At 45.7% G+C, this 25,284-nt stretch carries 24 protein-coding genes; 22 read left to right on the top strand and 2 right to left on the bottom strand.

What is annotated here, in order from left to right:
• Positions 1-66 precede the first annotated feature (66 nt).
• From rnz to BC351_RS38300, 6 genes are all read left to right on the top strand, one after another.
• Positions 67-996 carry a ribonuclease Z gene (gene rnz, locus BC351_RS38275; protein WP_079420930.1) on the top strand — a complete coding sequence of 310 codons (930 nt, stop codon included), beginning with the start codon at positions 67-69 and terminating at the stop codon, positions 994-996.
• 966 nt (positions 997-1,962) lie between these two features.
• On the top strand, positions 1,963-2,514 hold the full coding sequence (locus BC351_RS38280; RefSeq protein ID WP_158082374.1) for a discoidin domain-containing protein: 552 nt from the start codon (positions 1,963-1,965) through the stop codon (positions 2,512-2,514).
• Positions 2,447-5,227, top strand: coding sequence for an S-layer homology domain-containing protein (locus tag BC351_RS38285; protein WP_158082375.1), 2,781 nt, complete (start codon positions 2,447-2,449; stop codon positions 5,225-5,227). The genes BC351_RS38280 and BC351_RS38285 overlap by 68 nt, the downstream gene beginning before the upstream one ends.
• A 154-nt stretch (positions 5,228-5,381) precedes the next feature.
• Positions 5,382-6,152 (top strand): GNAT family N-acetyltransferase, encoded by a 771-nt coding sequence (locus tag BC351_RS38290; RefSeq protein WP_144028663.1) that lies wholly within the window; start codon positions 5,382-5,384, stop codon positions 6,150-6,152.
• A 20-nt stretch (positions 6,153-6,172) separates the two neighbouring features.
• The gene (locus BC351_RS38295) at positions 6,173-7,144 is read left to right on the top strand and encodes a lysophospholipid acyltransferase family protein (protein ID WP_079420933.1); all 972 of its coding nucleotides are present in this window, start codon (positions 6,173-6,175) and stop codon (positions 7,142-7,144) included.
• 33 nt (positions 7,145-7,177) lie between these two features.
• On the top strand, positions 7,178-8,173 hold the full coding sequence (locus BC351_RS38300) for a metal-dependent hydrolase (RefSeq protein WP_079420934.1): 996 nt from the start codon (positions 7,178-7,180) through the stop codon (positions 8,171-8,173).
• Between the two features lie 57 nt (positions 8,174-8,230).
• Here the strand turns inward: BC351_RS38300 and BC351_RS38305 are convergent, their stop codons facing one another.
• Positions 8,231-8,833: a nitroreductase family protein gene (locus BC351_RS38305; RefSeq protein WP_079420935.1), complete on the bottom strand. Its 603-nt coding sequence runs from the start codon at positions 8,831-8,833 to the stop codon at positions 8,231-8,233.
• Positions 8,834-8,990: 157 nt separating this feature from the next.
• Between BC351_RS38305 and BC351_RS38310 the strand changes: the two genes are divergently transcribed.
• The 9 genes from BC351_RS38310 (at position 8,991) to BC351_RS38350 (ending at position 18,658) form a co-directional block, all read left to right on the top strand.
• Positions 8,991-9,206 carry a hypothetical protein gene (locus tag BC351_RS38310; RefSeq protein WP_079420936.1) on the top strand — a complete coding sequence of 72 codons (216 nt, stop codon included), beginning with the start codon at positions 8,991-8,993 and terminating at the stop codon, positions 9,204-9,206.
• Between the two features lie 58 nt (positions 9,207-9,264).
• Entirely contained in the window at positions 9,265-11,553 is a 2,289-nt protein-coding gene (locus BC351_RS38315; RefSeq protein ID WP_079420937.1) for a DEAD/DEAH box helicase, read from the top strand.
• The gene (locus BC351_RS38320; protein ID WP_079420938.1) at positions 11,550-12,929 is read left to right on the top strand and encodes a ribonuclease H-like domain-containing protein; all 1,380 of its coding nucleotides are present in this window, start codon (positions 11,550-11,552) and stop codon (positions 12,927-12,929) included. The genes BC351_RS38315 and BC351_RS38320 overlap by 4 nt, the downstream gene beginning before the upstream one ends.
• Before the next feature lie 93 nt (positions 12,930-13,022).
• Complete coding sequence (locus BC351_RS38325; protein ID WP_079420939.1) at positions 13,023-13,832, top strand: Fpg/Nei family DNA glycosylase; 810 nt, start codon at positions 13,023-13,025, stop codon at positions 13,830-13,832.
• A complete protein-coding gene (locus BC351_RS38330; RefSeq protein ID WP_167388057.1) occupies positions 13,802-14,683 on the top strand; it encodes a deoxyribonuclease IV in 882 nt (293 codons plus the stop codon). Before BC351_RS38325 ends, BC351_RS38330 begins: the two co-directional genes overlap by 31 nt.
• Positions 14,684-14,719: 36 nt before the next feature.
• Positions 14,720-15,076, top strand: coding sequence for a cyclic-phosphate processing receiver domain-containing protein (locus BC351_RS38335; protein WP_079420940.1), 357 nt, complete (start codon positions 14,720-14,722; stop codon positions 15,074-15,076).
• Between the two features lie 19 nt (positions 15,077-15,095).
• Complete coding sequence (locus tag BC351_RS38340; RefSeq protein ID WP_079420941.1) at positions 15,096-15,863, top strand: ABC transporter ATP-binding protein; 768 nt, start codon at positions 15,096-15,098, stop codon at positions 15,861-15,863.
• 28 nt (positions 15,864-15,891) lie between these two features.
• Positions 15,892-16,929, top strand: coding sequence for an SAM-dependent methyltransferase (locus BC351_RS38345; protein WP_079420942.1), 1,038 nt, complete (start codon positions 15,892-15,894; stop codon positions 16,927-16,929).
• An 85-nt stretch (positions 16,930-17,014) separates the two neighbouring features.
• The gene (locus BC351_RS38350; protein ID WP_079420943.1) at positions 17,015-18,658 is read left to right on the top strand and encodes a serine/threonine protein kinase; all 1,644 of its coding nucleotides are present in this window, start codon (positions 17,015-17,017) and stop codon (positions 18,656-18,658) included.
• Here the strand turns inward: BC351_RS38350 and BC351_RS38355 are convergent.
• A complete protein-coding gene (locus BC351_RS38355; protein ID WP_079420944.1) occupies positions 18,642-19,124 on the bottom strand; it encodes a TspO/MBR family protein in 483 nt (160 codons plus the stop codon). The genes BC351_RS38350 and BC351_RS38355 overlap by 17 nt on opposite strands.
• Before the next feature lie 137 nt (positions 19,125-19,261).
• Here BC351_RS38355 and BC351_RS38360 point away from each other — a divergent pair, with 137 nt between their 5' ends.
• From BC351_RS38360 to BC351_RS38390, 7 genes are all read left to right on the top strand, one after another.
• Complete coding sequence (locus BC351_RS38360; protein WP_079420945.1) at positions 19,262-19,774, top strand: acyl-CoA thioesterase; 513 nt, start codon at positions 19,262-19,264, stop codon at positions 19,772-19,774.
• 251 nt (positions 19,775-20,025) lie between these two features.
• Positions 20,026-21,141, top strand: coding sequence for a CpaE/TadZ family protein (locus tag BC351_RS38365; RefSeq protein WP_079420946.1), 1,116 nt, complete (start codon positions 20,026-20,028; stop codon positions 21,139-21,141).
• The gene (locus BC351_RS38370) at positions 21,138-22,379 is read left to right on the top strand and encodes a TadA family conjugal transfer-associated ATPase (protein WP_079420947.1); all 1,242 of its coding nucleotides are present in this window, start codon (positions 21,138-21,140) and stop codon (positions 22,377-22,379) included. The genes BC351_RS38365 and BC351_RS38370 overlap by 4 nt, the downstream gene beginning before the upstream one ends.
• Positions 22,372-23,157, top strand: a complete 786-nt coding sequence (locus BC351_RS38375; RefSeq protein WP_079420948.1) for a type II secretion system F family protein — start codon at positions 22,372-22,374, stop codon at positions 23,155-23,157. Before BC351_RS38370 ends, BC351_RS38375 begins: the two co-directional genes overlap by 8 nt.
• A gap of 22 nt (positions 23,158-23,179) precedes the next feature.
• On the top strand, positions 23,180-24,028 hold the full coding sequence (locus BC351_RS38380; protein WP_158082376.1) for a type II secretion system F family protein: 849 nt from the start codon (positions 23,180-23,182) through the stop codon (positions 24,026-24,028).
• A gap of 18 nt (positions 24,029-24,046) precedes the next feature.
• Positions 24,047-24,274, top strand: a complete 228-nt coding sequence (locus BC351_RS38385) for a Flp1 family type IVb pilin (RefSeq protein ID WP_079420950.1) — start codon at positions 24,047-24,049, stop codon at positions 24,272-24,274.
• Positions 24,240-25,271 carry a TadE family protein gene (locus BC351_RS38390; protein ID WP_158082377.1) on the top strand — a complete coding sequence of 344 codons (1,032 nt, stop codon included), beginning with the start codon at positions 24,240-24,242 and terminating at the stop codon, positions 25,269-25,271. The genes BC351_RS38385 and BC351_RS38390 overlap by 35 nt, the downstream gene beginning before the upstream one ends.
• Positions 25,272-25,284: the final 13 nt, after the last annotated feature.

Genomic DNA, 25,284 nt, shown 5'->3' on the forward strand with positions numbered 1-25,284 from the left:
ATTCATGTTCGGCAGCGTCCTCGCTTTCCATTTGTAATTCACAAGCAGAGAATGGAGTTTGAAATCGTGGACTTGTATTTTTTGGGAACAGGGGCAGGTATGCCTTCCAAGCAGCGAAACGTGACTTCGATAGCGTTGAACCTGCTTGAAGAACGAGGAACCTATTGGTTATTCGATTGTGGTGAAGGAACACAGCAGCAGATTCTGAATTCACCTGTGAAATTGGGACGTACTGAAATGATCTTCATCACTCATTTGCATGGCGATCATCTGTACGGTCTTCCAGGGTTGTTAACAAGCCGCTCTTATTTAGGAGGAGATACGCCACTTACGCTGTATGGCCCTCAAGGGTTAAAGCGCTTTGTTGATACAGCCCTTGAAGTGAGCGGTGCTCATTTGACGTATGCACTTCAGATCGTGGAGATCCTCGAAGAGGGCATTATTTTCGAAGATGACAGCTTTCAAGTGGAGACGGCACGATTGGAGCATCGGATTGAATGTTTTGGCTTTCGAATCATAGAGAAGGATCAGCCAGGCAAGCTCATGCAGGATAAGCTGAAGGAACTGGGGGTGCCCGCAGGGCCGATCTATGGAAAGCTGAAGCAAGGCCAGACGGTTCAGTTGGAAGATGGTCGAACGCTCCACGGGATGGATTATCTGGGAGCTCCGATTCCTGGGAGGATCATCGTCATTCTAGGTGATACACGTTATTGCAATGGAGCACAACAACTTGCTCGCGGCGCGGATATATTGGTTCATGAAGCGACGTTTGCCATGGACAAGCAGGAGCTGGCATATTCCTTTGATCATGCTACATCACATGATGCAGCAAGGATAGCTCGGGAAGCAGGGGCCAATGTCCTGATCATGACGCATATCAGTTCACGCTATCAAGGTGATGCAGTGTCGGAACTTCTGCATGAGGCTCAGCAAGTTCATATGAACAGCTATATAGCCAAAGATTTTTGGAGTTTCGAATTGCCGCGAAAGGTGTGAAAAGGGGCTGTCCATAAGTAGATGAATCTACTTGAGGGACAGCTTTTTTGACCACAATAGAAAGTATAAGTTTTCGGTTCCCGAAAACGTCTTTCTATTTGGCGATAAAACCTACCTCTAAACGCGGTCGCTCATCTTTGAATGGCCTCGATAGAGGTTTTCTCATTGGGATTCGGAGAGGATTAATCGTGCCTATACCAAACTTACTTTTACTTTTCGATTACCGGCAGCTCGGCGTCCGGATCTATTTCACTATAGCTGTTACGGGTTCTGAGAATCTCTTGATCAGCTTCCTACTTTCTCTGAGCTCTAGCTCAGTTGCTTTCTCTAAACCTGCAATTATGCATCTTTTTTTCTCCTGAAACAGGCTGAACTATTAAATTCTTGCGTTTGTGCAGGTTTTTGAGGCTTTTTCTGGATGAGCGGCCGAAAAAGATAAAAATGCCTGCACAATTGCAGGCATTTCCACTTTTCAACCGAATTCGCCCAGAAATTCCTGTATTTTCGCAGGCTTTTACACTTGGGTGAACGGATCTGATCTGGAAGCCTAGGGGACAGCCTTTTGCTTTATTAAGGAAGGTGAATATTTCATTAGTGAGCAGTTATTTTATCCCGTTTCACTCATAAACTAACCAAAAGCAGTTAGAAATCTGAGGTGAAACTATGGGAATCACTTGGGCAGAAGTGCTGCTTTCAATCTTCATGTCCTCCATTTTTTACATTATGATTAGAGAAATATGTCAGGCCTACAAAGATCCTGAATCATGATAAAAGTCATCGTCAGTTTGCTTCTTTTGGCCGAACGCTAAAGCACGCTCTTTTGACATGACCACTTCGACATTTGATTCACCTTTATCGCCTGTAGCTTGATCGAATCCCTTGCAATATTGTGGAAAAATCGACTATATACGGATGTGCTTTTGATCTGATAAAATTAATGTAAACGCTTAAGAAATGGGGGTGGACATGACGTATTCGGTTTACAGACGGACTGTAATGGAACTATTCCTAGTCGTGTTTGTAAGTGCAATGTTTAGCTTAATAGGTTGTAGCCAGACTGCCAAGGCAGCGGAAATTCCTGTATCTGAAGGAAAATCTGCCGTTGCTTCTTCTGTGACAGGGGCAACCTACAGTGCAAACCAAGCCATAGATCGGTTTATTCAGACCAAATGGGCCGCCGGGAGCTTGCAATTGCCGCAATGGCTAACGGTTGATCTTGCTCAGAACGTTCACGTGAAGCGTATTGAAACGGTTTTTGAACATGTTGATAGCTTCTATCAGTACACGATTGAAACTTCAACGGATGGTATGAATTGGAGCAGTTTTGCCGATAAGTCTACGAATATGGAGCTGAATTTCCCCTATTATTCCGATACTGGGGATAGTCTAGCTAGATTCGTACGCATACAAGTGTTAGGCGTAGGGACTCCTGGCGATGGAGCAAGTATTTATGATTTTCGCGTCTATACAACGAATGAACCTCTCTTGCTGCTTTCCCTTAACGACAGCTGCGTATAGCAGTTTCTCCTCTGCACTTGGTTCTTCAAAGGCTGTAGATGGTGATTTATCAACTCGCTGGGCGCCAAGCAGCACCACATTGCCGCAGTGGCTTGTAGTTGACCTCGGGCAGCTGCTCAATGTGCAGCGTTTTGAGACGACATATGAGAGACGGCGCGAGGCTTATGGCTACAAGATTGATTTTTCGATCGATGGGCTTACTTGGTATACCTTTGCAGACCGCACAGGAAATTCACAGCTGGGAGATCCGCGCTATGTGGATGAAGGGAATGTAACGGCTCGCTACTTTCGTTTAACAACGACAAGCGTGGGTACACCGGGCACATATGCGAATGTAGCTGAGTTTCAGATCTATGGACCGGGTGGGGGAGCGACGCCAGGTACTTCGCAAACTTTAAATCGAATTGCGCTTGATTTGACCAATTATGCTATAGTGCCAGGCCAGACCGCAACCAGCTATTTGACAGGCACATACAACAATGGAAATTCACAAAATATTTCAACCGGAGCGACCTATACGATAAGCAATCCTTCGATAGCAACGGTTAACTCAAACGGAATTATTTCGGGTGTTTCATCCGGGACGACCTATTTGACCGCAACCTATCAGGGAAAAACAGCTTCGGCATCCGTGACGGTTTCGACGGTGCTTGCGAATTTGAATCGTATTGCTTTTGACACGTATTCTTATTCCTTACAGATCGGCGCGAATCGCTATCCGTATGTGATCGGTTACAAAAATGACGGCAGTACGCAAACTTTGACAAGCGGTATCACCTACGTAAGTTCAAATCCTTCTGTTGCTTCTGTAAACGCAAGCGGAGCCTTAACGGCGTTATCCGCAGGTACAACAACGGTTACTGCCAGTTATGGCAGTTTCACTGCTTCAACGACGGTCTCTGTGACAACAGCCATGAGTCGAATTGAAGCAGATTCCAGCAATGTAAGCTTGGCGCTTAACGGAACCAGATATCTAACCATCAATGCTTATGACAGTAATAATAATGCGACCAATGTAACATCTAGTTCAAGCTATACCAGCTCGAATCCCGCGGTTGTAAACGTCAACTCAAGCGGTTATCTTTCAGCGTTGTCCGCAGGCAGTTCTACGATAACAGTCACTTATAATGGGATATCTACTTCCATCTATGTGACAGTAGGCGCGGGCGCGGTTGATGGGCTGCTTCCTACGTGGAATTATGGATCCAGTCTAACCTCTTCGCTGCCAACAGATTCTAGTGTGACGTTATCTTGGACGGCTGCAACGGATAATGTTGGTGTTACCTCTTACCGGATATACAACGGTTCGAATTTGTTAACAACCGTAAGCGGGAGTGAGCAATCAGCCAATTTGACAAGTTTGACGCAAGGTGAAAGCTATCATTTTAAGGTTGAAGCGGGTGATTTGGCTGGGAATTGGTCAACGACTGGACCTGCCGTGGATGTAACTTTGCAAAGTGTTGTCGTCAATGCTTTGGCGAATAAATCCAATAGTGTCTTGAATGGTGAATTAATTCGCGAGAATTCGCCAGAAGGCGGTTTATTGTCCAGAGTTCGGGTAAATGGGGAGGCCTTAAATTCTGCTTTTACTACACTTAATGCCAATGCTGAGTCTTTATTGACAATGCATCTACAGGATTATAAGGATACAACCCTGATTGAATTTCCTGCAAGTGCTTTGGCCTATGTACAAATGACCAACTATAAGGCTGTTATTCGGATTGAATTGGACGGCAATTATATGTCTATTCCACTGCTGCTAATGAAAAATCATGCCATGCAAGCTGGCGGTGGAGATGGTTTGATCAGCGTGCAAATTAAGCACATAGCAGGACAACTAGCTGGAACGGTTAGTCAGAAGGTAGCTGATACTAATGCCAGCTTGCTAGTCACGAATCCTATGGAATTCCAGATTAGTGCCGGCGGAAACGTGCTTAACACGCTAGATGGCCTCTATGTGGAGCGTTCGCTTGTTTTGCCGGGAGCATCGTACCCAACCAATTCTACAGCAGTCCGAGTAGATGCGATGACGGGAGAATCATTTTTTGTTCCATCTACATTAAGCAATGATGAAGGCAAGTGGACGATGCATATTAAGGACCAGTATGGCGGTATTTATACGGTTATTAATGGGAATAAGTCCTTTGTGGATATGCAGGCTCATTGGGCGCAAACTGATGTAGAGAAGCTAGCTTCGAAGGGGATTGTCAGTGGTGTGAGCGGTGATAAGTTCGATCCTGAGAAAGAGATTTCACGAGCTGAGTTTGCTGCTTTGTTAATCAGAGCGCTCGGCCTTCGTGAGAATAGCCTTGATGCTTCTGGAAGTGGAAACTTTCAAGATATTCGCAAAGAAGATTGGTATGCTGGAATCGTTGATACGGCAGCAAAAGCTGGACTCATTCAAGGTTATGATGATGGCACTTTTCGTCCGCTTCAGAAAGTTTCCCGCGAGCAGATGGCAGCTATGGTGACTCGCACCCTACAAAGCGCTGGTCAAACGGCTGTGACTGCGTCAGAAGACACGATTCTGACCCCTTTTAAAGACCATGATGCCATTGACGATTGGGCTCGAGAAGCCATGGCCATTACTTTACAAAACGGGTTGATTCAAGGTGTTTCAGATACCAAGCTTGATCCGCACGCAAATGCAACAAGAGCACAGGCAGCTGTCATGCTGAATAGATTGCTTGTTTATATGAAGTTTATAAGTTAAATGTGAAATGCTGACCGCAATTCGTCTAGAAGACGTGTTGCGGTCTTTGGCATGCCGCGCAAAAATTACAAAAGCTTAACAACACGAAGACGAACATTTAATAATCCTCTGCTAACCTTGAGAAGTGAGACTCCAGTTGAAAGGTGTGAGGAAGTTGAGTGGAATACTTCTGAATACGGCCGCCCAGCATACTAAGCTTTCGGTTTCGCTTGCCCGCAGTGCACGAGAGATTGAGCAAGCCCTGCGACTAAGGTATCAAGTCTTCGTTGAGGAAGAGAACAATCTGCAGCTGCGAAACGAAGAGGGTATTGAAAGAGACGCTTATGATGCGTACTGTGATCACCTGATTGTCAAAGATATCGAAACTGAGCAGGTGGTTGGTACGTACCGATTGCTTCCTGGAGATCGTGCTTTGCATGGAATTGGATTTTATTCAGAAACGGAATTCGATCTGGCGTCCTATGCTGCTCTCAAATTACACACGCTTGAACTCGGGCGCAGCTGCATTGATCCAGCATATCGCGGAGGCAAAGCCATTCAACTGCTGTGGGAAGGTATTGCCGGTTATATCAGTGAACAGAATTATACGCATTTGATAGGTTGTGCGAGCGTTCATATCAAGAATTTGGAAGAACTGAATTTGATCTATTCACTGCTCCTGCACAAACAAGTCATTACTGACCGATACGGAGTTAAGCCACTTTCTACACATCGCATTCATGGTCTTGCACAATTTGAAATAGACAGCAATGATAAAGACATTTTCCGCAAACTCCCGCCTCTGATGAAAGGCTATCAATGGCTTGGTGCAGAGATTGGCGGAGATCCGGCTTATGACGAGAGTTTCGGGACTGTGGATTTTTTCATCATTTTACAAAAAGATCGCATTACGCGTCGTTATAAACGTCATTTTCTTACAACCTAATCAAGCAAGGAGGATCTGATTTGTACGATTGGATCGGTCAATTAACGTCTAATGAGGAGAAAATGGCTCGAATTGAAAAAGTCATCAGCTTGTTCCCTAACTGGATGATTTCAATGACATGCTCAGTGGTCGCTTTTATTGTATATATGGCACTAAGCAAAGGATTTCTGCGGCGTATGAAGCTTAATCTAGTAGAGCTGCTGGGTGGAATGCCCGAGCGTTCATTGAAACTATTGATCAAGCATTACGTGGAAAATATCGTGTTTACTTTGTGCGAAATTTTATTTCGATCCCAAACATTGCCAACCCATTCTACAGCTAATTTTAATGTTCTAGGTGAGAATGCGCTTGAAGACGCGAGTAAACAGGCAAACGGGAAAGGCTTCATCATCTTTACTCCGCATGTTGGAAATTTTTTCTATTATTATTGGTATTTATCGCAGAAATATGACTGTTTGACCGTTGCTTCAGCAGGGAGTCCAGAACTTAAACCTCTCTACTCGAAGTTTGCTGCATTGGGCTGCAAAGGTTTGGATTATGATAGCGTTCCCCAGCTGGAAATGTACCGAACTTTGAAAAAGCATGTGCGTTCAGGTGGCATCGTCTTTCTGCTTGGTGATTTCTGGCGGCCGAACTTTCCGTTATCCAGACTTTTCGGCAAACTAACGCGCACCCCAGAAGGTGCAGCTATGTTGGCGCTGGAACTGCAAGTACCCGTTGTCCCCTTTTATGGCTATCGCCTTCAAGGGTTTAAGCATCAGCTTCAATTTGGCACACCGATATATTTGCATGAACAATTTGATGGAACTGGTCGTAAAGAGCGTTCCGCGGCGAATCTCACTTTAAATTCATTCATTGAGCAAGTCGTTCGTGAACAGCCAGCGGCTTGGTTTTACTGGTTTAATACACATGAGCGTTGGGAAAATGGTTCAGATGAAGTCGAAGGCAGCTTAGTAGGAAATCATGCATTTGCAACAGCGGAAGTGGGATAACATACATCGATCCAAAGGATAGGTGATCATCAGATGGACACAGGAAGCCACTTACTTTTCGGCGTCTCCCTAGCAGGTTTAGCTTGCTTGGAACCAGCAGTCGTGCAAGATCCAAATTTAGCGCATGCCATACTTGCAGGCACGCTGATTGGCTCGCACGCTCCTGATTTCGATACATTGGCTCGCCTCAAAGGATACGCGACATATTTGCGTGTTCATCGCGGCATTACACACTCACTGCCGGCCTTGTTTATCTGGCCTGTCCTTATCAGTGTACCTCTAGCAGCGATGTTTGGTGTCTGGGAGCACTTAATAAGCTTATATTTGTGGACGTTTGCAGCCGTCGTGTTTCACGTGTTTCTCGATTTGTTTAATGTGTACGGCGTCCAGTGTTTTCGACCTTTGTCTGCGAAATGGTTCCATCTGGACACGCTTTGTCTGTATGAACCTTTCTTATTCGCCCTTCATACGCTGGGAATCCTAGTTTGGCTCTTCATTTGGGGAGGGAGCGGTGGCAGTCACATCGGTGAAATGTTCGGGCTCATCTATGGCGCAAGCTTCTTCTATATCGCGATTAGGGCATCACAGCGCAAACGGTTGATCGAAGCGGTCCAAAATGAGCTTAAACTCAGCGATGCGATATGTCATCTTATTCCAAGCCTGAGCTGGTTTCATTGGCAATTTGTTGTCGAGGGAGATAAGCGATTTTATTTGGGAGAGATTCGCGAGGGTCGTATCCAGGTGCAAGAAGAGTATAGCAAAGCGGAATATACCAATGCGGATACGCATCCGATCGTGCAGGCAACGATGGGGACCGATGGGGTTAGAGCATTCCTGCACTTTGCGCAGCGAATTCACGTAAGCTGGAGCGAGAAGAGTGATGGCTACGAGGTACAGTGGCGTGATGTACGTTTCTGGTATAAACGCAAGCTGTCCTTCGGCGTTAATGTACATCTTGACCGTGACATGAAAGTCGTCAGCGACACGCTGGGATGGGATAAAAAAGCATGGGACCCACCCTATGTATAAATGAAAGAATAGCGAAAAAGCCTTGCTCCTAATGGGAGCAAGACTTCTTTGCTTTTGCTAGAGGGTCTGGCCAAATTCTCCAGAAAAGAGCAGTTCGTTAAGGGGACGTCGGGTTGAAGGCGTTTCGCGTTCTTGAAATTTCTCGGCAAGGGCATCGACAGGGCCGCGGTAGCCGATCGCGATTACAGCGTGAATGTCATAATCCTCAGGAATTTGCAGCGCTTCGCGAGCTTGGTCACGATGGAATCCGCCCATAGCATGAGTAACAAGTCCTTGGTTATTGGCCTCTAGGGCAAGATATCCCCAAGCCGTACCTGCATCAAATTGATGGCTGGGATTGTTGTCGCCTCTTGATGTCTTGGTGTGAGAGATCACAAGGGCAAGCACTGGAGCCTTCTCGCACCATTCCCGATTAGCAGGCATAATGAATTCGTGGAACTTGGCTTTCTGCTCATCCGTACGTGCAATGATGAAACGCCAAGGCTGCAAATTGCTGCCGGATGGCGCCCATCTTGCTGCTTCGAATAGGCTAAGAAGTACATCCTCAGTTACTTCTTGATTCGTAAATGAGCGCGGGGACCAGCGTGTTAGGAACTGCGGATTGATTTCATGATCGGGCTGACGATTCGTTTCGATTTCAGTTGGTAGAGAGCTTGTCACTATGAATTCCTCCTTCAGATTGTATTCTTCCTAATTTTACCTGATTTCTACAAGTAATACGAGTTTCTGAAAATTCCCATGAATAGTATGGTAATTCTCGATTTTGGCAAAACTAGTTGTTATGAAATCAAGCTCCAAGAAGAGGGTGCGAGGAACTGTGAATTTTACTAGTCATGATGTCATTATCATTGAAAGAGCATTGCGAGCGGCTATGAAATACGAAAAGGAAGAACAGCGCTCTAGAGATTATCAAGAAGTTTTAGTCAAAATGCAAGAGAGTGCCAAGCATGCCCTCCATGTGAACGCTGCTCTTACTAATGGAGATCATGATGGTTTACGGTATGATTACGATGATTCATCGGATCTTATGTAGACATGCGAACGTATATTCTGTAAAATGGAAGAAACGAAATGCATAAGGAGATTCGCATATGAATCCTTTAACAGGTAAAGTTTCCTCCATGGTAGAAATGATTGAAGGGCTGCGCAAGTCGCCTGAGATCATGTCGCAAGTAACCTATTGGCATACAATACCCCCGCGTGATCCCAAGCTGGCTTCTTTTCCAGATGGATTGCATGAGGGTATTCGTGTTGCACTCGGGCACAAAAACATTCATCAGCTATACACGCACCAAGCGGAATCTTTCAATCAAGTGACAGCCGGTCATCACGTAGTGACAGTGACGCCAACGGCTTCGGGGAAGACACTTTGCTACAATCTGCCCGTACTCCAAAAAATTCTCGAGAACGATGCTTCTCGTGCACTATATCTATTTCCAACAAAGGCACTGGCCCAGGATCAGGTTGCCGAGCTGCAAGAAATGGTAGACTTTATGGAAGTCGACATTAAGACTCATACTTATGACGGCGACACGCCCCCGACGGTTAGACAGGCTATTCGGAATGCCGGTCATATTGTAGTAACGAATCCGGATATGCTTCATTCTGCGATTCTTCCGCATCATACCAAATGGGTGAAGCTGTTCGAGAATTTGAATTATATCGTCATTGACGAGGTGCATTCCTACCGCGGCGTATTTGGCAGTCATGTGGCGAATGTCATCCGCAGGCTCAAGCGCATTTGTCGATTCTATGGCTCCAAGCCGCAATTTATTTGCGCTTCCGCCACAATCGACAACCCCAAAGAGCATGCGGAGCGACTTATTGGCGAAAGCGTCAAGCTGATTGACAATAACGGAGCGCCGGCAGGCGAGAAGCACTTCGTGTTCTATAATCCGCCAGTCGTTAACCAACAGCTGGGGATTCGCAAAAGCTCCGTCTTGGAGACGCGCAAGCTGGCAGGCACACTGCTGCGAAGCGGGATACAGACGATTGTTTTTGCTCGGAGCCGCGTGCGCGTTGAGATTTTGCTGACCTATCTGCAGGAACTCGTGACCCACGAGCTGGGCAGCAAATCGATTCGCGGCTATCGCGGCGGATATCTCCCGAAGCTTCGCCGGGAGATTGAGAAGGGCTTGCGCAGCGGCGAAATCCGCGGCGTCGTCAGCACGAACGCGCTGGAGCTGGGCATCGACATTGGCCAGCTGCAAGCGTGCGTGCTCAATGGCTATCCAGGCACGATAGCCAGCACTTGGCAGCAGTCCGGGCGTGCAGGACGGCGGCAGGAGACCTCGCTGACGATCCTCGTCGCGAGCAGCAATCCGCTGGATCAATATTTGATTCAGAATCCCCGGTACTTTTTTGAGCGGCCGCCAGAGCAAGCGCGCATTCATCCTGACAATTTGATCATCTTGGTGGATCATGTCAAATGTGCGGCGTATGAGCTGCCTTTTGAGGCGAATGAGAAGTTTGGCGATGAATCTCTTAAGGATGTGCTTGAGTATTTAACGGAGGAGCAGGTGCTTCATCAAGTGAATGATCGCTGGTATTGGATGGAGCAGTCTTTTCCAGCTCACAATATATCGCTTCGCTCAGCAGCTCAAGAGAATTTTATTATTATTGATATGACTAACGCGAATCGGGTTATTGGCGAGTGTGACCGCTTCAGTGCGCCAACGCTTATTCATGAAGAAGCCATATATATACATGAAGGGGTCCAATTTCAAGTTGAGAAGCTGGACTATGAAGAGAAGAAAGCTTTCGTTCGCCAAGTTGATGTGGATTATTATACCGATGCCAGTATGGCCGTGCAGCTGAAAGTACTTCATGTGAACCGTGAGGGCAGAAGCGGGGGATTGCTTCGTCAATTAGGTGAAGTAACCATCAATGCGCAGCCAACCATTTTCAAAAAAATCCGTCTAAGGACACATGAGAACATAGGTTCCGGTCCAATTCGGCTGCCGGAGGAAGAACTCCATACCAGTTCCTATTGGTTCACCTTTGATGAAGAGATGTCCGCCGGACGTTCGGCTAACGATATGCAGTACGCGCTGCTTGGCATTGCGAATGTTCTCTCGCATCTGGCACCGCTGTATTTGATGTGCGACCCGATGGATATTCGGGTTGTTCCACAGGTGAAGGCGGTGCATAATAAGCTCCCGACCGTGTTTTTCTATGACCGCTATCCAGGCGGCGTCGGTTTGAGTGATCGGCTGTACGAGGTGCACGGACAACTGATGGATCAAGCGCACAGCCTGATTCAGAGCTGCGGCTGCATAAGCGGCTGTCCGGCCTGTGTCGGGCCGATCGAAGAGGTCGGCTTGCTTGGCAAGAAGCTCGCACTGGAGCTTCTGGCGCAGCTCGACGGCGGTGCCCGATGAGCGGGCTGCGCGAAAGGCTGGGCCGCCTGAAGGGCCCGGCGGCGCAAGCAGCTCCGCCGCCACTGCCTGTGGCAGACGGCGAGTGGGCGCAGCTCGGCGCTCATATAGAAACGAGCTCAGCGGGCTCGTTCATCATGCGGCGCTGTACGTATGGCGCGCACAGCGTGCATGGCAAGTATCGGCTGCGTGAGCTGGCCGAAGTGGCGCAGCAACTGAGCGGCTTTCACGACCGTGACGAGGTCGTCCAGCACGAAGCGCTGCTCTTTTTCGATACCGAAACGACTGGACTTGGCGTCGGTGCGGGCAATGTGCCGTTCATGGTCGGCATCGGCTTTTATACAGCTGAGTCTTTCACGGTGGAACAACTATTCATTCGCAATCCTGCGGAAGAACAGGCAATGCTTGTATATTTGCAAGAGCTGCTGAGCCGTTTTACACATATTGTTTCTTATAATGGTCGCACGTTTGACTGGCCGATTCTGAAAAATCGCTATGTCCTGAATCGCCTTAAGCTGGACGATGCCAAGCTGCTTCAACTTGATCTGCTCTATTCATCACGCAGCTTGTGGCGAAATACGCTGACCTCCTGTCGATTAAGCAAAGTTGAAGAAAGCCGGCTAGGCTTTGAACGAGTGGACGACGTTCCTGGTTCGATGGCGCCAACCTTATATTTTCAGTATCTGGCTGAGAAGAATCCAGCTATCCTCCAAGGGGTATTCGTGCATAATGAGCATGACATTGTAACCTTAGCGGCGCTGGCCATTCATTTCGGCAAACTGCTGTCAGATGACACGCCTGCGTTTATTCCAGAGCCTGAACTTGAGCTCGAAGAGCTTTTTAGGACCGGCCAATGGCTTGACAAAATGAAGCGCCAACGAAAGTCAGAAAGCTATTTCAGTGAATTATTCACTAGGCTCATGAATGATCAGGAAGGTGAAATATCTTCCATGGATTACGAACATGCGATTCTGCAGTTGGCTGCATTTTATAAGAAAAGAGCGAATTACTCTCGCGCAGTTGATTTGTGGAAAAGATGGATAGCGATTAAGCATGCGAGTATTGCCTTGCAGATTGATCCTTATTTAGAACTAGCTATGTTCTACGAGCATCGTGAGCGGAACTGGGAGCAAGCTATTTTTTATGCGGAAGAGGCTTGGGCGAAGCTGTGGCGTCGCCGTTCGCTGCAGCGCGCAGATAAGAAACAACATGAAGTCGAGGAAGCTTTAGAGAAGCGGATCAGGCGCCTAAAGGACAAGCTGAGGAAATCAGAAACACCTGTGCGCAAATCAACCGCATTGGCGGTGCAAGCTAATCAAAGAGCTGCCTCCAAGACTAGAAGAATGAAGCCGATCTATGTGAGTGAAGGATTAATATAAACGTTTCCAAATCAGGCTCAGCATGATCCCATTTCCGTTTACGTTCCCCTTCTTTTGGACATACAAGGAAGAAAAGAACAAGGAGGAAATAACATGCCCGAGCTTCCAGAAATGGAAACCTATCGTCAGCAATTAACACGCTTGATTCAAGGGAGACAGATTACAGGCGCAGAGGTGACTCGTCCTAAATCTTTGAATGTAGATTCGGATTTTTTTGTTCGAACCTTGACGGGAAATCGGATTATCCGAATTGACCGCAGAGCTAAGCATTTACTATTTTACTTGGAAACGCGCGAGATATTGGTTTTGCATCTGATGCTTGGGGGATGGATGTTTTACGGCTCGGAAGAAGAAAAGCCAGATAGAACGGCGCAGGTTGTCATTGATTTTGGATTGAAGCACTTATATTTCATTGGTTTGCGCCTAGGGTATTTGCATATGCATTCTCCGTCTGAGGTGCAACAATTATTCGGGAAGCTTGGGCCGGAACCTTTGGAGCCTGGCTTTACATTTCCACAGTTTCAGAAAGTGTTGAACAGTAAGAAAAGCAATCTGAAAGTTTCGCTTGTTGATCAGTCCTTTCTTTCCGGTATCGGGAATTGTTATTCGGATGAGATTTGCTTCATTGCGGGGATTCTGCCCCTGCGTAAATTGCCTACATTGACAGAGGAAGAACAGAATCGACTTTATCAAGCGATGCGAACTGTGCTTCTTGAAGCTATTCAGTTTGGTGGTTACATGGAGGAACCCTTATTTGTTGGGGACCGGTTGACGGGACAATTTGATGCCAAATGTCGTGTGTATGATCGAGAAGGCGAGCCTTGCTTGCGCTGTGGGCACCTTTTGATTAAGGAAGAAGTTTCCAGTCGTAAATGTTTCTATTGCGCGAATTGCCAATCATGAAAGCGCAACAAAGTGAACGATTTATTGGGGCGCACGTTAGCACAAGAGGTGGTTATTTAGGTGCGGCCAAAACAGCGTTATCGCTAGGCGCCAGTGCCTTTCAATATTTTCCGATGAATCCTCGTCGTCTTTCTACAAAAATATGGAATAACCAAGATGCGCAAGCCTGTGCGCATTTGTGTTCGGAACATGGGTTGTTATCGATTGGCCATGCGCCATATCCGCTAAATCCAGCAGCTGAAGAGGCTGAGCGCGAGCTGATGGTAAATCTGTTGAAAAATGCGCTCGACATTACCGATGCCTGTGGGTCAGTGGGGCTCGTGGTGCATTTTGGAAAATATGTTGGAAAAGACCCGTTACAAGGCTACAAAAATATAATACAATGTTTGAATAGTGCGACGCAGGGCTATGAGGGTTCTTCTCTCATTCTTCTTGAAAATCAGGCTGGTGAAGGCGCTCAGCTTGGCCTAACCATGGAAGAAATGGTTCAGATAAGGAAGCTGTGCGAATCTCCAGGGAAGATCGGATTTTGCTTGGATACGTGTCATGCTTTTGCTAGTGGCTTATGGCAGGGGCATAACTGGAACGAGCTGGAGACTAAGGGTTTGCAGCTTGATTATCTCCCGCATATGAAAGCCGTTCATTTGAATGATTCGGTATATCCCTATGGGTCTCGGCGAGATCGGCATGCGAATATTGGGGCGGGCTATATTGGACGTGAGAATTTCGAAACGCTATTGAGTTCACCATTCTTAACTCATATTCCAATCGTATTAGAAACGAGTTCGGGTGCAGATGGTACGCATACACAGGAGATCGCCCTTGTGAAATCGCTGGTCAAAGATACTTAATTGTCAAACGACATGAACAAGAAAGGAAATCCGGTCATGATTCATGTATACTTAGATGACTTGCGACCTTGTCCCTCTGGTTTTACATTAGCCAAGGATGTCAATGAGTGCGTCTTGCTGCTTGAAGAATTCGAAGTGGATATTCTTTCCCTTGATCATGATCTAGGCTGGACTTCAGCGCAAACGGGAATGGATGTCGTGCTTTGGCTTCTTCATAAGCAGAAATTCCCTAGGACGATTTATATTCATACCTCTAGTCGGGCGGCTTGCACAGCTATGTACCAAATGCTCTATACGGCCAAGCCGGAAGGGACGTCTGTGTATCCGAACCGGATTCCGGATGAGCTGCTTATACAAATTGCACAAGGTACTTATCCGAAAGAAGCGCAATAAGAAAGGAATCTAACGTCATATGATACATTTATCTCATATTCATTTTATCCGCGGAGAACGACATATTCTAAATGATGTGAACGTACACATCGCACCAGGTGAACACTGGGTATTGCTGGGTCGCAATGGATCAGGGAAAACAACACTGCTCGAAATGATGAATGGATACGAATTCCCTAGTCGGGGGACGGTAGATGTATTGGGCAATCGTTACGGGCAATGCGATGTCAGGGAAGTGCGTAAGAAAATCGGCTATATTTCGCAATCGTTATTTGAAAAAATGAATTTGAACGATCCTGTCCAAGAGGTTGTAGCGACGGGTGAATATGCTTTTCTACGGTTTTATCAGGAAATTCCGCAAGAGGTAAAAGATCGTGCATTGGTTATGCTGGAGCAGGTTCGTATTCCTCATTTGGCCAATCAGCCTTTGGGAAGTCTTTCCCAGGGCGAACGCAAAAAAGTGATGCTCGCACGCTCACTGATGATGAAACCTTCCATTCTGATTATGGATGAACCCGCGGCAGGTCTGGATCTCTACGAGAGAGAGCGGTTTTTGCGAGATGTCAACGATCTAAGCAAACAGAATATTACTGTCGTTTACGTCACTCATCACATTGAAGAAATCATCCCTTTATTTACGCATGTTGCCATTATTGAACAAGGGGAATTGATTGCGGCGGGTCCCAAAGAAGAAGTGCTGACGCCTGAAAATATTCAAAAAGCTTTTGATGTGCAAATTTCGTTAGAGTGGTATCAAGATCGTCCTTGGATCAAGGTCATTGAATAGAATTGAAGTTTACATAAAGGATGCGGCTATGACACATACAAATACTTATATTGGCACCTCGAACCATGGGTTCGCTCAATATGCGCAAGATGAAATACGCAAGTTATTCCCGTTAACGAAATTCTATTTGCTGGTGCCTACGGAAGTGTTTTTATTCGAAGTACCGGCGGAGATTGAAGATCCGATAGCCGTCATCAAAGAACAGGAGCCTATGTTTCTAAGGCATGTTCAGCCTGTTACTCAAGAATTTGAAATAAGCCGTACGGATGCGGATATTGAACATCTCAAAGGTTGGTTGAGAGAAGCTTTTCAAGCTGGTCTCATTCTTCCTGGTGAGAAGATAGCTACGCAGGTTCGCAAAGATGAGCGCGCTGATGTGCCCTATGCGCCTTTCTCCATTAAGGCTGCATTCGACGAGATTATCGTTTCCGAGATCTTGGGTGAGCCTGTTGTTCGTTATTCGGATCATATTATTTCGGTATATATTAGTGCTGCGAAGCTGTTCGTAGGACTGTCGAAGCCAAGCGACAATTTATCCGACTGGTCGGGTGGCGCTATCCGCTTTATGAAGGAGCAAGACCAAATCTCCCGTGCCAAATTCAAGCTGCTTGAAGCTGAACAGCGGTTCGGAATTGATTTCAGTGTGGCTCGTACGGCGCTTGATATCGGCGCAGCTCCTGGGGGCTGGACCTCCTTGCTATTGGAACGTGGGCTGAAAGTAACAGCCATTGATCCAGCGGCGATGAGTCCTCGGCTTCTTGGCAATCCACTGCTCAAGATCCATAAGAAAAATGCCGGAGATGTAAAGCTGCGGGACAATGAATTTGATCTGCTTGTTTGTGACATGAGCTGGGACCCTCGGCAGATGGGACGACTTGTGGCTGATCTTCTCTATTCCTTGCAGAGCGGGGGAACGGCGATCATTACGGTTAAGCTTATGCACAAGAAACCTTTCCAAACGGTTCGCGATATTTTACGGATATTGGAGCCGTCCTTGTTCCTGCTTAAAGCCAAACAATTGTTTCACAATCGGGAAGAATTGACGCTATATTTGCAAAAGACATAGAATGTGGAAAAAAATGTAGATTTATAAAGATGTCCCTCTTATAATCAAGGTAATTCTTACCTGATAAGGGGGGCTTTTATTTACTGTGAATAGGAAGATAAATTGGATTGGAACTTGCCTTGGAGGCAGATATCGGATCGAAGCGATTCTCGCTCAAGGCGGGATGAGCCACGTATATTTGGCGGAAGATATGAAGCTTAAAGGGAAGAAATGGGCGGTGAAAGAATGTATGCCGCTTGAGGGTACGCTGACGAGCTTTCTGGAAGAGGCTGAAATGCTGGCCACACTGCAACACCCGCAGCTGCCGCAATTAGTTGATTATTTTACTACGGAGGATGGAAAAGGCTTCTTGGTGATGGATTATATCCAGGGGCCAACGTTACAAGATTTATTTGATCAGCAGGGGCGTGATCTGCCCGTTGCCCAAATTGTGAGCATCGCCTTTCAGCTATGTGATCTATTTCATTATTTGCATACGTTTCAACCTCGACCTATTATCTACCGTGATCTTAAACCTTCTAATGTGATGTTGAATGAGCATGATCAGGTACGTTTGATTGATTTTGGGGTGGCTAGGCATTATGAGCGCGGCAAACAGTCAGACACGGTTCAGATGGGAACCATAGGATTCGCAGCACCGGAGCAATTTAGTGGCGACCAAACGGACGCTCGTACGGATCTGTATACACTTGGGTCCATGTTGTATTATTTATTATCCAGAGGGCAATATGCTTATCTTACTCAGAAACTGTTGGGACATATTCGCTCTGACCTGCCAGAGGTCCTGACCACTACGATACAATTACTCCTTCAAGAGAATCCTCAACATCGCTGTCAATCAGCTTTGGAAGTGAAAATGAGGCTTCGTTCGATTTATTCGGTACCATCCCCCTTGCAGCCCGAAATGTTACATTCTGACCAACTCAACCTCACCACTTCTTCGGATAAATTAATTGTGATTGGAAGCTTATTTGCCGGAGCCGGCTCTACCTTTGCGGCGATATCCTTGGCGAGAATTCTTCATGCTAGGCAGATTCCTAACGCTGTAGTTGAAGAGCCTACGATCGAACCGGATTTGTACATGCTTTTATATGGCGATATCAAAGCACCCAAAGATTATGCATTCAGCCATCATCTTGTGTCAGAGCAAAAGTTGTCGACCGCAGCCAGCTGGACTGATGGTTTTACGACATGGGTACCTGTTCATCCTGATGGGTTATTGAGCAGTTGGCATCCCGCGGACACCTTAAAACTTCTTCACACAATTAAAAAGCCGATCGTCATTTGGGACGTATCGACGAATTGGCAAGAGGCTGCTGTTCAAGAGCTATGCCATAGTGCAGATGAAATTGTTGTGCTTCTGGATGCTTCTCCCGGCAAATGCCATCGACCCCGTTCGCGAGCTTTGTTTGAGCTGTTTATGATGTATCAGAAACGAGGCAAAAAGGTTCATTTTGTTGCAAACGGAAATCTGCCTGGACAATATCGCAAGGAATGGCTGGATGCGCTGCCGACTGCACCGCTATGTACAATGCCGGAAATATCACGGGCGGAAGTCATGCAAGCTGTTATGAAAGGTGAATGCATTCAAGAGAGACCTGATATTCTAGAGCGGTTAAGCGATGCATTAAGTCCTTTGCTTCACGAAATTTTGCCTGCGAGCATGTGGGAAAGGAGGGCGTCAGCTCCAAAGAAATCATGGTTTTCCCGTTTTAAACAGAATGCTTAGCATCTTTATTTAACTGATAAATGGACCATGCGAGCACTGTAGCAAAACAAGACCAGAGCAAGTAGGGGATTAACAGCCATGCAGCGAGCTTGGAATAAGGAATTGTAGCATTTATCAATAAGAAGGTCGTAATGGCTACGATAGCTGTGTCCAGAAAGGCTAGTCTCCGGTCTTTTAATTTAAACTCAATGAAAGTAAATGCCTGATTCGCCAAATAGTTGATGAGTAAAAGAAGAACATAGCTCGCAGCGGCTTCTTGAAATCCGTCCGTTTTGGTATAAACAATGGCCACTGAAGCGGAAATTAAGGCATAAAGAATTCCCCACGCGATGCCAAAAAGCTTAGCTGGCGGATTCCAGCTTGGTTTTTTCAAAGTCTTATAGTAAGTTAGATCTGTTGGGAATAGCACACCGGAGATTGAAAAAAGCGCATAAGTAATGAGAAACACCACAATGAATGAAAACATGACAGCACCTCCTCTTTGGTTATCTAGCTTGTATTACTATATTACACGCGTGTCCTAAGTTATAACCACAAACACGATAAGTGTGTTATGATGAGTCATATTTCTATTTTCATGTAAATAATGGGGGCTATTCGTTTATGGAACAACGTTTTGCCAGAGAATCTCGCTGCTTCAAAACATCACGCATTTTTCCAACCGATGTGAATAACCACAATACCTTGTTCGGTGGCAAGCTAATGTCGTACATTGATGATATTGCATCGATTGCCGCGCATAAACATTGCAGGCGATCTGTGGTCACAGCCTCGACGGATTCCGTAGACTTTTTGTCGCCGATTCACACTTCGGATTCTGTGTGTTTGGAGTCTTTCGTTACTTGGACCGGGAAAAGCTCAATGGAAGTTTTCGTCAAGGTAGTTACGGAAGATTTGAAGACAGGGGCAAGAAAAATTGCCGCGACTTCTTTCCTAACTTTCGTTGCGTTGGACGATAACAAAGTTCCGGTTGAGGTTCCTCAGGTGATCCCGGAAACCGAGGAAGAGACGAAGCTTCATGAATCTGCACCACAACGAGCAGAGATGAGAAGGATGCGGAGAGTGGAAAGCAAGAAGCTTGCCGGTTTTTTTACGATGAAATATCCTTGGGAATAAAAGGATTGTTTTTTCAGTTGTATGTGGTATAATCTGGATACATATATCGGACAAGCGGAAGCACCGCTGATCGTGGAGACTCGTTCTCTGCCATCGGCGCGTGCTTTTTTTGTTTTTCCGACATACAAAGGAGGTTGATACATGAACGTTGCGACCGCCGTACGTCTGGCAATTGTGCTCTTCATCATTGGTTTAGTGTTAATTGGCAGTGGTGTTTATGCGAAATTATCCTCAACTTAAAGGAGGTAGTAATGAATAAAATTCAACTGTACGTCTTGGATGATGACAACCTGTACGCAGAAAGACTCGCAGCGTTTGTCCGTTCTTCAGAGTTCGCAGAGCGTTTGCAGGTGAAATTGTTTTCCAAATGGGAATACATCCTGGAAGTCATTGAGCATCAGCCGGTAGAAGGCATTTTATTGTTCTCAGAGACGTTCTATCCACTTTTGCTCAATCAGAGCACTTCATTATTCAAAATGGTTTTAAGTGAAACCATCGCTAACTCCAAGGAAGCTGAGACTAAAATCCCTTTTTTATATCGGTTTCAGTCCTTGAGTCAATTGCTTTCACGTCTTCATGCCTTCTATGCGGAGAAGAATCATTACGATAAAGGAATCGGAATGAAAAGAACGAAGGTGTTTTCTATTTTCAGCAGCAGTGGGAACAGTGGCAAAACGATGACCGCCCTGCATTTGGCAAAGCAATTGTCTTTTCGCGGGCAACAAGTATTTTATTTAAGTCTTGAATTGGTCAGCGCTGCTTCACAGTGGCTGCAGGGTGATAGAAACCGATTTTCCCAGATTCTCTATTATTTGAAAAGCTCACCTGATCTATTGGGTCCCAAGCTGCAGCTGCTTAAATCTCATGATGCCAGATGGCGTTTAGACCATCTATGTCCTGACGATCAAATCAGGGAAATGCAGGAAATGAGCGGCGAGCATATCCGACTGCTTCTAGATACGATCATTGCTCAGAATGAATACGACTTTATCATTGTTGATTTGGAGGCTACTTTGCATCCGAGAATTGTAAAATGTATAGAATCCAGTGATCACATCATTTGGCTGCTCCGAGATGACGTAACGGATTTATTCAAAACGCAAATACTGCACAAACAGCTTGGTTTCAAGCCGAATATTCATTTTGTACTGAATAAATTTACAGGTATTCTAACTAACGATTTTTCCGTTTTGGGAAAAGAGCTGGCATTTAAGCTTCCGTACATTCCTGATTGGAAAACGGTGAGTTCTCCCGCTCAGATGTGGCAATCAGCTGTTTTTTCTGAACAAACGTACGACATGTTCGCAGCTACTTGTGGAGGTAAGGATAGGTTCGCCACGCAGCGGGAAGGAGCTGCTGCTTCTTGAATCAACAGTTATTTCACACTCTGAAGCAAGATATTAAGGAGAGACTTGATCTTTCAAGCACAGTGAGTGATGCGAAATTGTTTGAACTTATTGAGCATGCCATTTTCAGCCTTGCTGATGAACAGGGGTGGACATCTAGTGAGATGCAGATGGGGGTGAAGCGAATATTTGATTCTTTTCGGGGATTGGATGTTCTTCAACCGCTAATTGATGATCCATCCGTAACAGAAATTATGGTTAATGGCCATGAAAACATTTTCTTTGAAAGAAATGGAGCAGTAGAACGATACCCCTATGTTTTGGAAAGTGCTGAGAAGCTTGAAGACTTGATTCAAATGATTGTTTCTAAAGTGAATCGTATTGTGAATCAATCAACCCCAATTGTAGATGCACGTTTACACGATGGGTCAAGGGTTAATATTGTATTGCCTCCTGCCTCGTTAAGCGGACCTGCGCTAACCATCCGTAAGTTTCCGGAAAAGCCTCTTCTTATGGACGATTTAATTCATATGGGGAGCGTGTCGCGGGAAGCCGCAGATGTCCTGCGAGTGTTCGTTGAGTCAGGCTACAACATTTTTGTTGGAGGAGGTACGGGCTCTGGGAAAACGACTTTCCTCAATGCACTTAGTGCCTGGATTCCTTCACATGAACGCATCATCACCATTGAAGATTCCGCCGAGCTGCAGATTCAAAATGTGCCTAATTTAGTGCGAATGGAGACTCGCAATGCCAATACAGAAGGCAAAGGCGAGATCAGCATTAGAGATCTGATTCGATCCTCGCTGCGTATGCGTCCTAATCGAATCATCGTTGGCGAGGTACGTGGGGCGGAAGCGCTAGATATGTTGGCAGCAATGAATACCGGGCATGATGGAAGCCTTAGTTCGGGGCATTCTAACACCTCCGTAGACATGCTGAGTCGACTTGAAACAATGGTGCTTAGCAGTGCGCCGCTTCCAGTCGAGGTTATCCGTAAACAAATCGCGTCGGCGCTTGATATCATCGTTCATATTAGCCGAATACGCGATCGTTCGCGAAGAGTAACCGAAATTCATGAGGTTCTTGATGTTAAAGAGGGCGAGGTACAGCTTCTTCCACTATTCTTATTTGAGGAAAGAGGAGAGACGGCTGATCGAAAAGTGATTGGTGAGCTTACGTACACAGGCAACAGACTTAATAACTTGCACAAAATTCAAATGGCTGGCAAAAAGCTTCCGGATTGGTTCAATTATGAATAAAACATCTCTAGCTCCCCAACCCTCCAACATTAATCAACTGATCGACTACAATCTTTATGAGTTGACCGCGAAAGAAAAAATGATTGCCATATTGATGCTGGCTATTCCTGCTTTTATTGTTGGCTACATTTTCTACAAAAGCTTAATCCTCGCCGCTGGCTTATCCATGATAGGGCTCACATTTCCACGTTTCCGCAAACAGCATTTAATCCAAAATCGCAAAAACAAGTTATATGTCCAGTTTAAACAAGCGCTAAGCTGTTTATCATCTTCGATGACGGTGGGGAAATCAATTGAAACGGCTTTTCGAGAGGCTTTGGAAGATCTGAAGCTGCTTTATTCTGATCCTGCCTGCTTCATTGTCATTGAATTCAGTATTATTTGTCGCAGAGTTGAAAATGGCGAACCAATTGAAGCGGCACTTAAAAACTTTGCCGATCGTAGTCATTTGGAAGATGTAAGAAGCTTCACGGATGTGTTCCTCACTTGCAAAAGATCAGGGGGAAATCTTATAGAGGTCATGAAAAGAACTGCCACTGTCATTGGCGAAAAGCTTGAGATATCCCAGGATATATCCGTCATGATTGCACAGAAACGTTTTGAATCGAGGGTTTTGCTTTTTGCCCCGATCGCTATTGTTGCCGTATTGGCTTTCACTTCCCCTGAATATATGCAGCCTCTTTATACCGGTAGTGGCCTGCTCATTATGACTGTTTGTTTACTGCTCTTGGGAGCTTGTTATTTGCTAACCCACAAAATTATGAATATTAAGGTGTAACATGTGGATCACATTTGTGTGCATGGCACAAGTTTTTGGGTTACTTTTGTTGTTTCTATGGGGGCGCAGCCGATATGCCAATGTGCTGAAAGGACAATTGTATCCATTTCGGATCAAGATGCTTTTGCCATACAGCTATTTGCTTGTAGATAAGTTTAATTTGATAGAGAAATGGCCCGATCTTACAGCTAAGATCTATCACAAGCTAATTACCTTGTATGGCAGAAGCTTTGCTGCACAAGGGACGAAATGGTTTTATGCAGAGATGATTTCCGCAAGTACTTTATGTTTAATGACGTTGACTTTCCTTTCTGTTTTGGCTGGCGGAGATGGTTCTTTGTTGAGTTTTGGCGCACTTCTCAGCGCTATCATCCCCTTGCTTATGGTCCGTGATTTGGATATCCAAATTCGCAAAAAACAGCAATTAATTATCCTTGAATTGCCGGAGGTCCTGAGCACAATCGTCCTGCTTGTGAATGCTGGCGAGACTGTCAATCAAGCGTGGATTCGCTGTGTGGAGGCTAGACCTCACAAGTCGGACACCCCACTGTACAAAGAACTGGCGCAAGCAGTTCATGAACTGCAAATGAACATTTCTTTCACCAAAGTGATGGAGGATTTCAGCAAGCGCTGCGCACTTCATGAAGTGTCGCTGTTTACTTCTACACTCCTGCTGAACTATAAACGCGGAGGTCATGATTTTGCTGTTTCTCTTCATTCTCTTTCATTGGATCTATGGCAGCGCAGGAAGTCGGTCTCACGAACCTTGGGGGAAGAAGCATCTTCCAAGCTGGTGTTCCCCATGGTACTTATTTTCGTTGTTGTCATGGTTATTGTTGCTGCACCGGCTTTACTAATGATGGAACAATAAATGAGGAGGAGTTCAACAATGGAAAGGTTAGTATCTGGCTTTAAGCACTTCTGGGAAGATGAGGAAGGTCTCGGAACACTGGAGATTTTATTGATTGTTGCTGTGCTAGTTGCTATAGCAATTATTTTCAGAAAGTGGATCGTAAGTTGGTTTCAGAAGTTGATTGGCGATGCCAATACGGATCTCAAAGACAACAGCGCAGTTGTACCCTGTGCGCCAAGTCCGACGGCCAGCTGTGCACCGTAAACCCAAACGCAATAGCTTGGCAACCAGTGAGCAGGGAAGCTTCACGCTCGAGGCTTCACTTGTATTTCCTGTTATTTTAATGTGTACGGTTACGCTGCTCTTTCTGGGCATGTATGTGTATCAGCGAGTTTTTGTTCAGCAAATGGCAAGATCCACAGCCGAGCGGCTCGCGTTTACATGGGATAACAGTCACAAAGATATCGTTACGGGCAATTTTAACCCTAGTAAAAGCGATGGTCTCTACTGGCGGCTTACTCAAGATAACATTTCGGATTTATTCGGTATGCTGACAGGCAGCGGCTCATCTCAAATTCAGCTTCCTGCCTTAGCAGCAAACGGTCAAGTTGAGCGAAAGCTTGCCAAAGCGTCAGTGTTGTTGCCTCAGGGGATAACTGGAACTGCCAAGTTTGTGAATTATGTACTGGATAGGCAGATTGAAGTGAAGCTGAATAAGTCATATATAATACCTCCATTTGTAGATAAATGGCTGCATGTAAATAAGACATCTGCTACAGGGATTTCGCATATTGTCGATCCAATTGAACTCATCCGATTAACGGATATTACAAGAACTTACTTTCAAACCATTAAAGGCAGAATTTCCCCGCAAAAAGCCAAGGAAGCCCTCATTGAGCCAGAATATGGTGATTTAGCTGGACCTGAGGTAACGATTAAGTCTGAGCGTCAAGCTGCTGCTTATTTGAAAAAGCTCGTTGGCGGCAAAGAAGTTGTATTGGAAACTGTATCGGGATTGAGCAGAACTGTTGATGCCTTGGACGCACGAGGAATTGCTCATCAAGCCTTTTATAGCATGACGGAGTTTCAACTCCGCAGAGAACAAATGCCCAAAGACATAGAACTGCTCAAGCAAGGGACACAAGTAAAAGGGATTGTATGGCATTTTTTCAAAAAGGATGCTAGTGGCAAGGAGATGCCTTCAAGCTCTTTTCGAAAGGAGTTGGAAAGCAAAGGAATTGTAGTTGTTATACACAACTAGAAAGGGGAGAGTA

The organism is Paenibacillus ferrarius, from assembly GCF_002027705.1.
Lineage (GTDB): Bacteria > Bacillota > Bacilli > Paenibacillales > NBRC-103111 > Paenibacillus_E > Paenibacillus_E ferrarius.

Bases quoted from the DNA above. Each gene is read 5' to 3' on its own strand.
- BC351_RS38330 (WP_167388057.1), top strand. From the start codon at position 13,802: ATGTTTCTATTGCGCGAATTGCCAATCATGAAAGCGCAACAAAGTGAA.
- BC351_RS38360 (WP_079420945.1), top strand. From the start codon at position 19,262: ATGGAACAACGTTTTGCCAGAGAATCTCGCTGCTTCAAAACATCACGC.
- BC351_RS38375 (WP_079420948.1), top strand. From the start codon at position 22,372: ATGAATAAAACATCTCTAGCTCCCCAACCCTCCAACATTAATCAACTG.
- BC351_RS38280 (WP_158082374.1), top strand. From the start codon at position 1,963: ATGACGTATTCGGTTTACAGACGGACTGTAATGGAACTATTCCTAGTC.
- BC351_RS38385 (WP_079420950.1), top strand. From the start codon at position 24,047: ATGGAAAGGTTAGTATCTGGCTTTAAGCACTTCTGGGAAGATGAGGAA.
- BC351_RS38345 (WP_079420942.1), top strand. From the start codon at position 15,892: ATGACACATACAAATACTTATATTGGCACCTCGAACCATGGGTTCGCT.
- BC351_RS38325 (WP_079420939.1), top strand. From the start codon at position 13,023: ATGCCCGAGCTTCCAGAAATGGAAACCTATCGTCAGCAATTAACACGC.
- BC351_RS38380 (WP_158082376.1), top strand. From the start codon at position 23,180: ATGGCACAAGTTTTTGGGTTACTTTTGTTGTTTCTATGGGGGCGCAGC.
- BC351_RS38335 (WP_079420940.1), top strand. From the start codon at position 14,720: ATGATTCATGTATACTTAGATGACTTGCGACCTTGTCCCTCTGGTTTT.
- BC351_RS38285 (WP_158082375.1), top strand. From the start codon at position 2,447: ATGATTTTCGCGTCTATACAACGAATGAACCTCTCTTGCTGCTTTCCC.
- BC351_RS38365 (WP_079420946.1), top strand. From the start codon at position 20,026: ATGAATAAAATTCAACTGTACGTCTTGGATGATGACAACCTGTACGCA.
- BC351_RS38300 (WP_079420934.1), top strand. From the start codon at position 7,178: ATGGACACAGGAAGCCACTTACTTTTCGGCGTCTCCCTAGCAGGTTTA.
- BC351_RS38340 (WP_079420941.1), top strand. From the start codon at position 15,096: ATGATACATTTATCTCATATTCATTTTATCCGCGGAGAACGACATATT.
- BC351_RS38315 (WP_079420937.1), top strand. From the start codon at position 9,265: ATGAATCCTTTAACAGGTAAAGTTTCCTCCATGGTAGAAATGATTGAA.
- BC351_RS38355 (WP_079420944.1), bottom strand. From the start codon at position 19,124: ATGTTTTCATTCATTGTGGTGTTTCTCATTACTTATGCGCTTTTTTCA.
- BC351_RS38320 (WP_079420938.1), top strand. From the start codon at position 11,550: ATGAGCGGGCTGCGCGAAAGGCTGGGCCGCCTGAAGGGCCCGGCGGCG.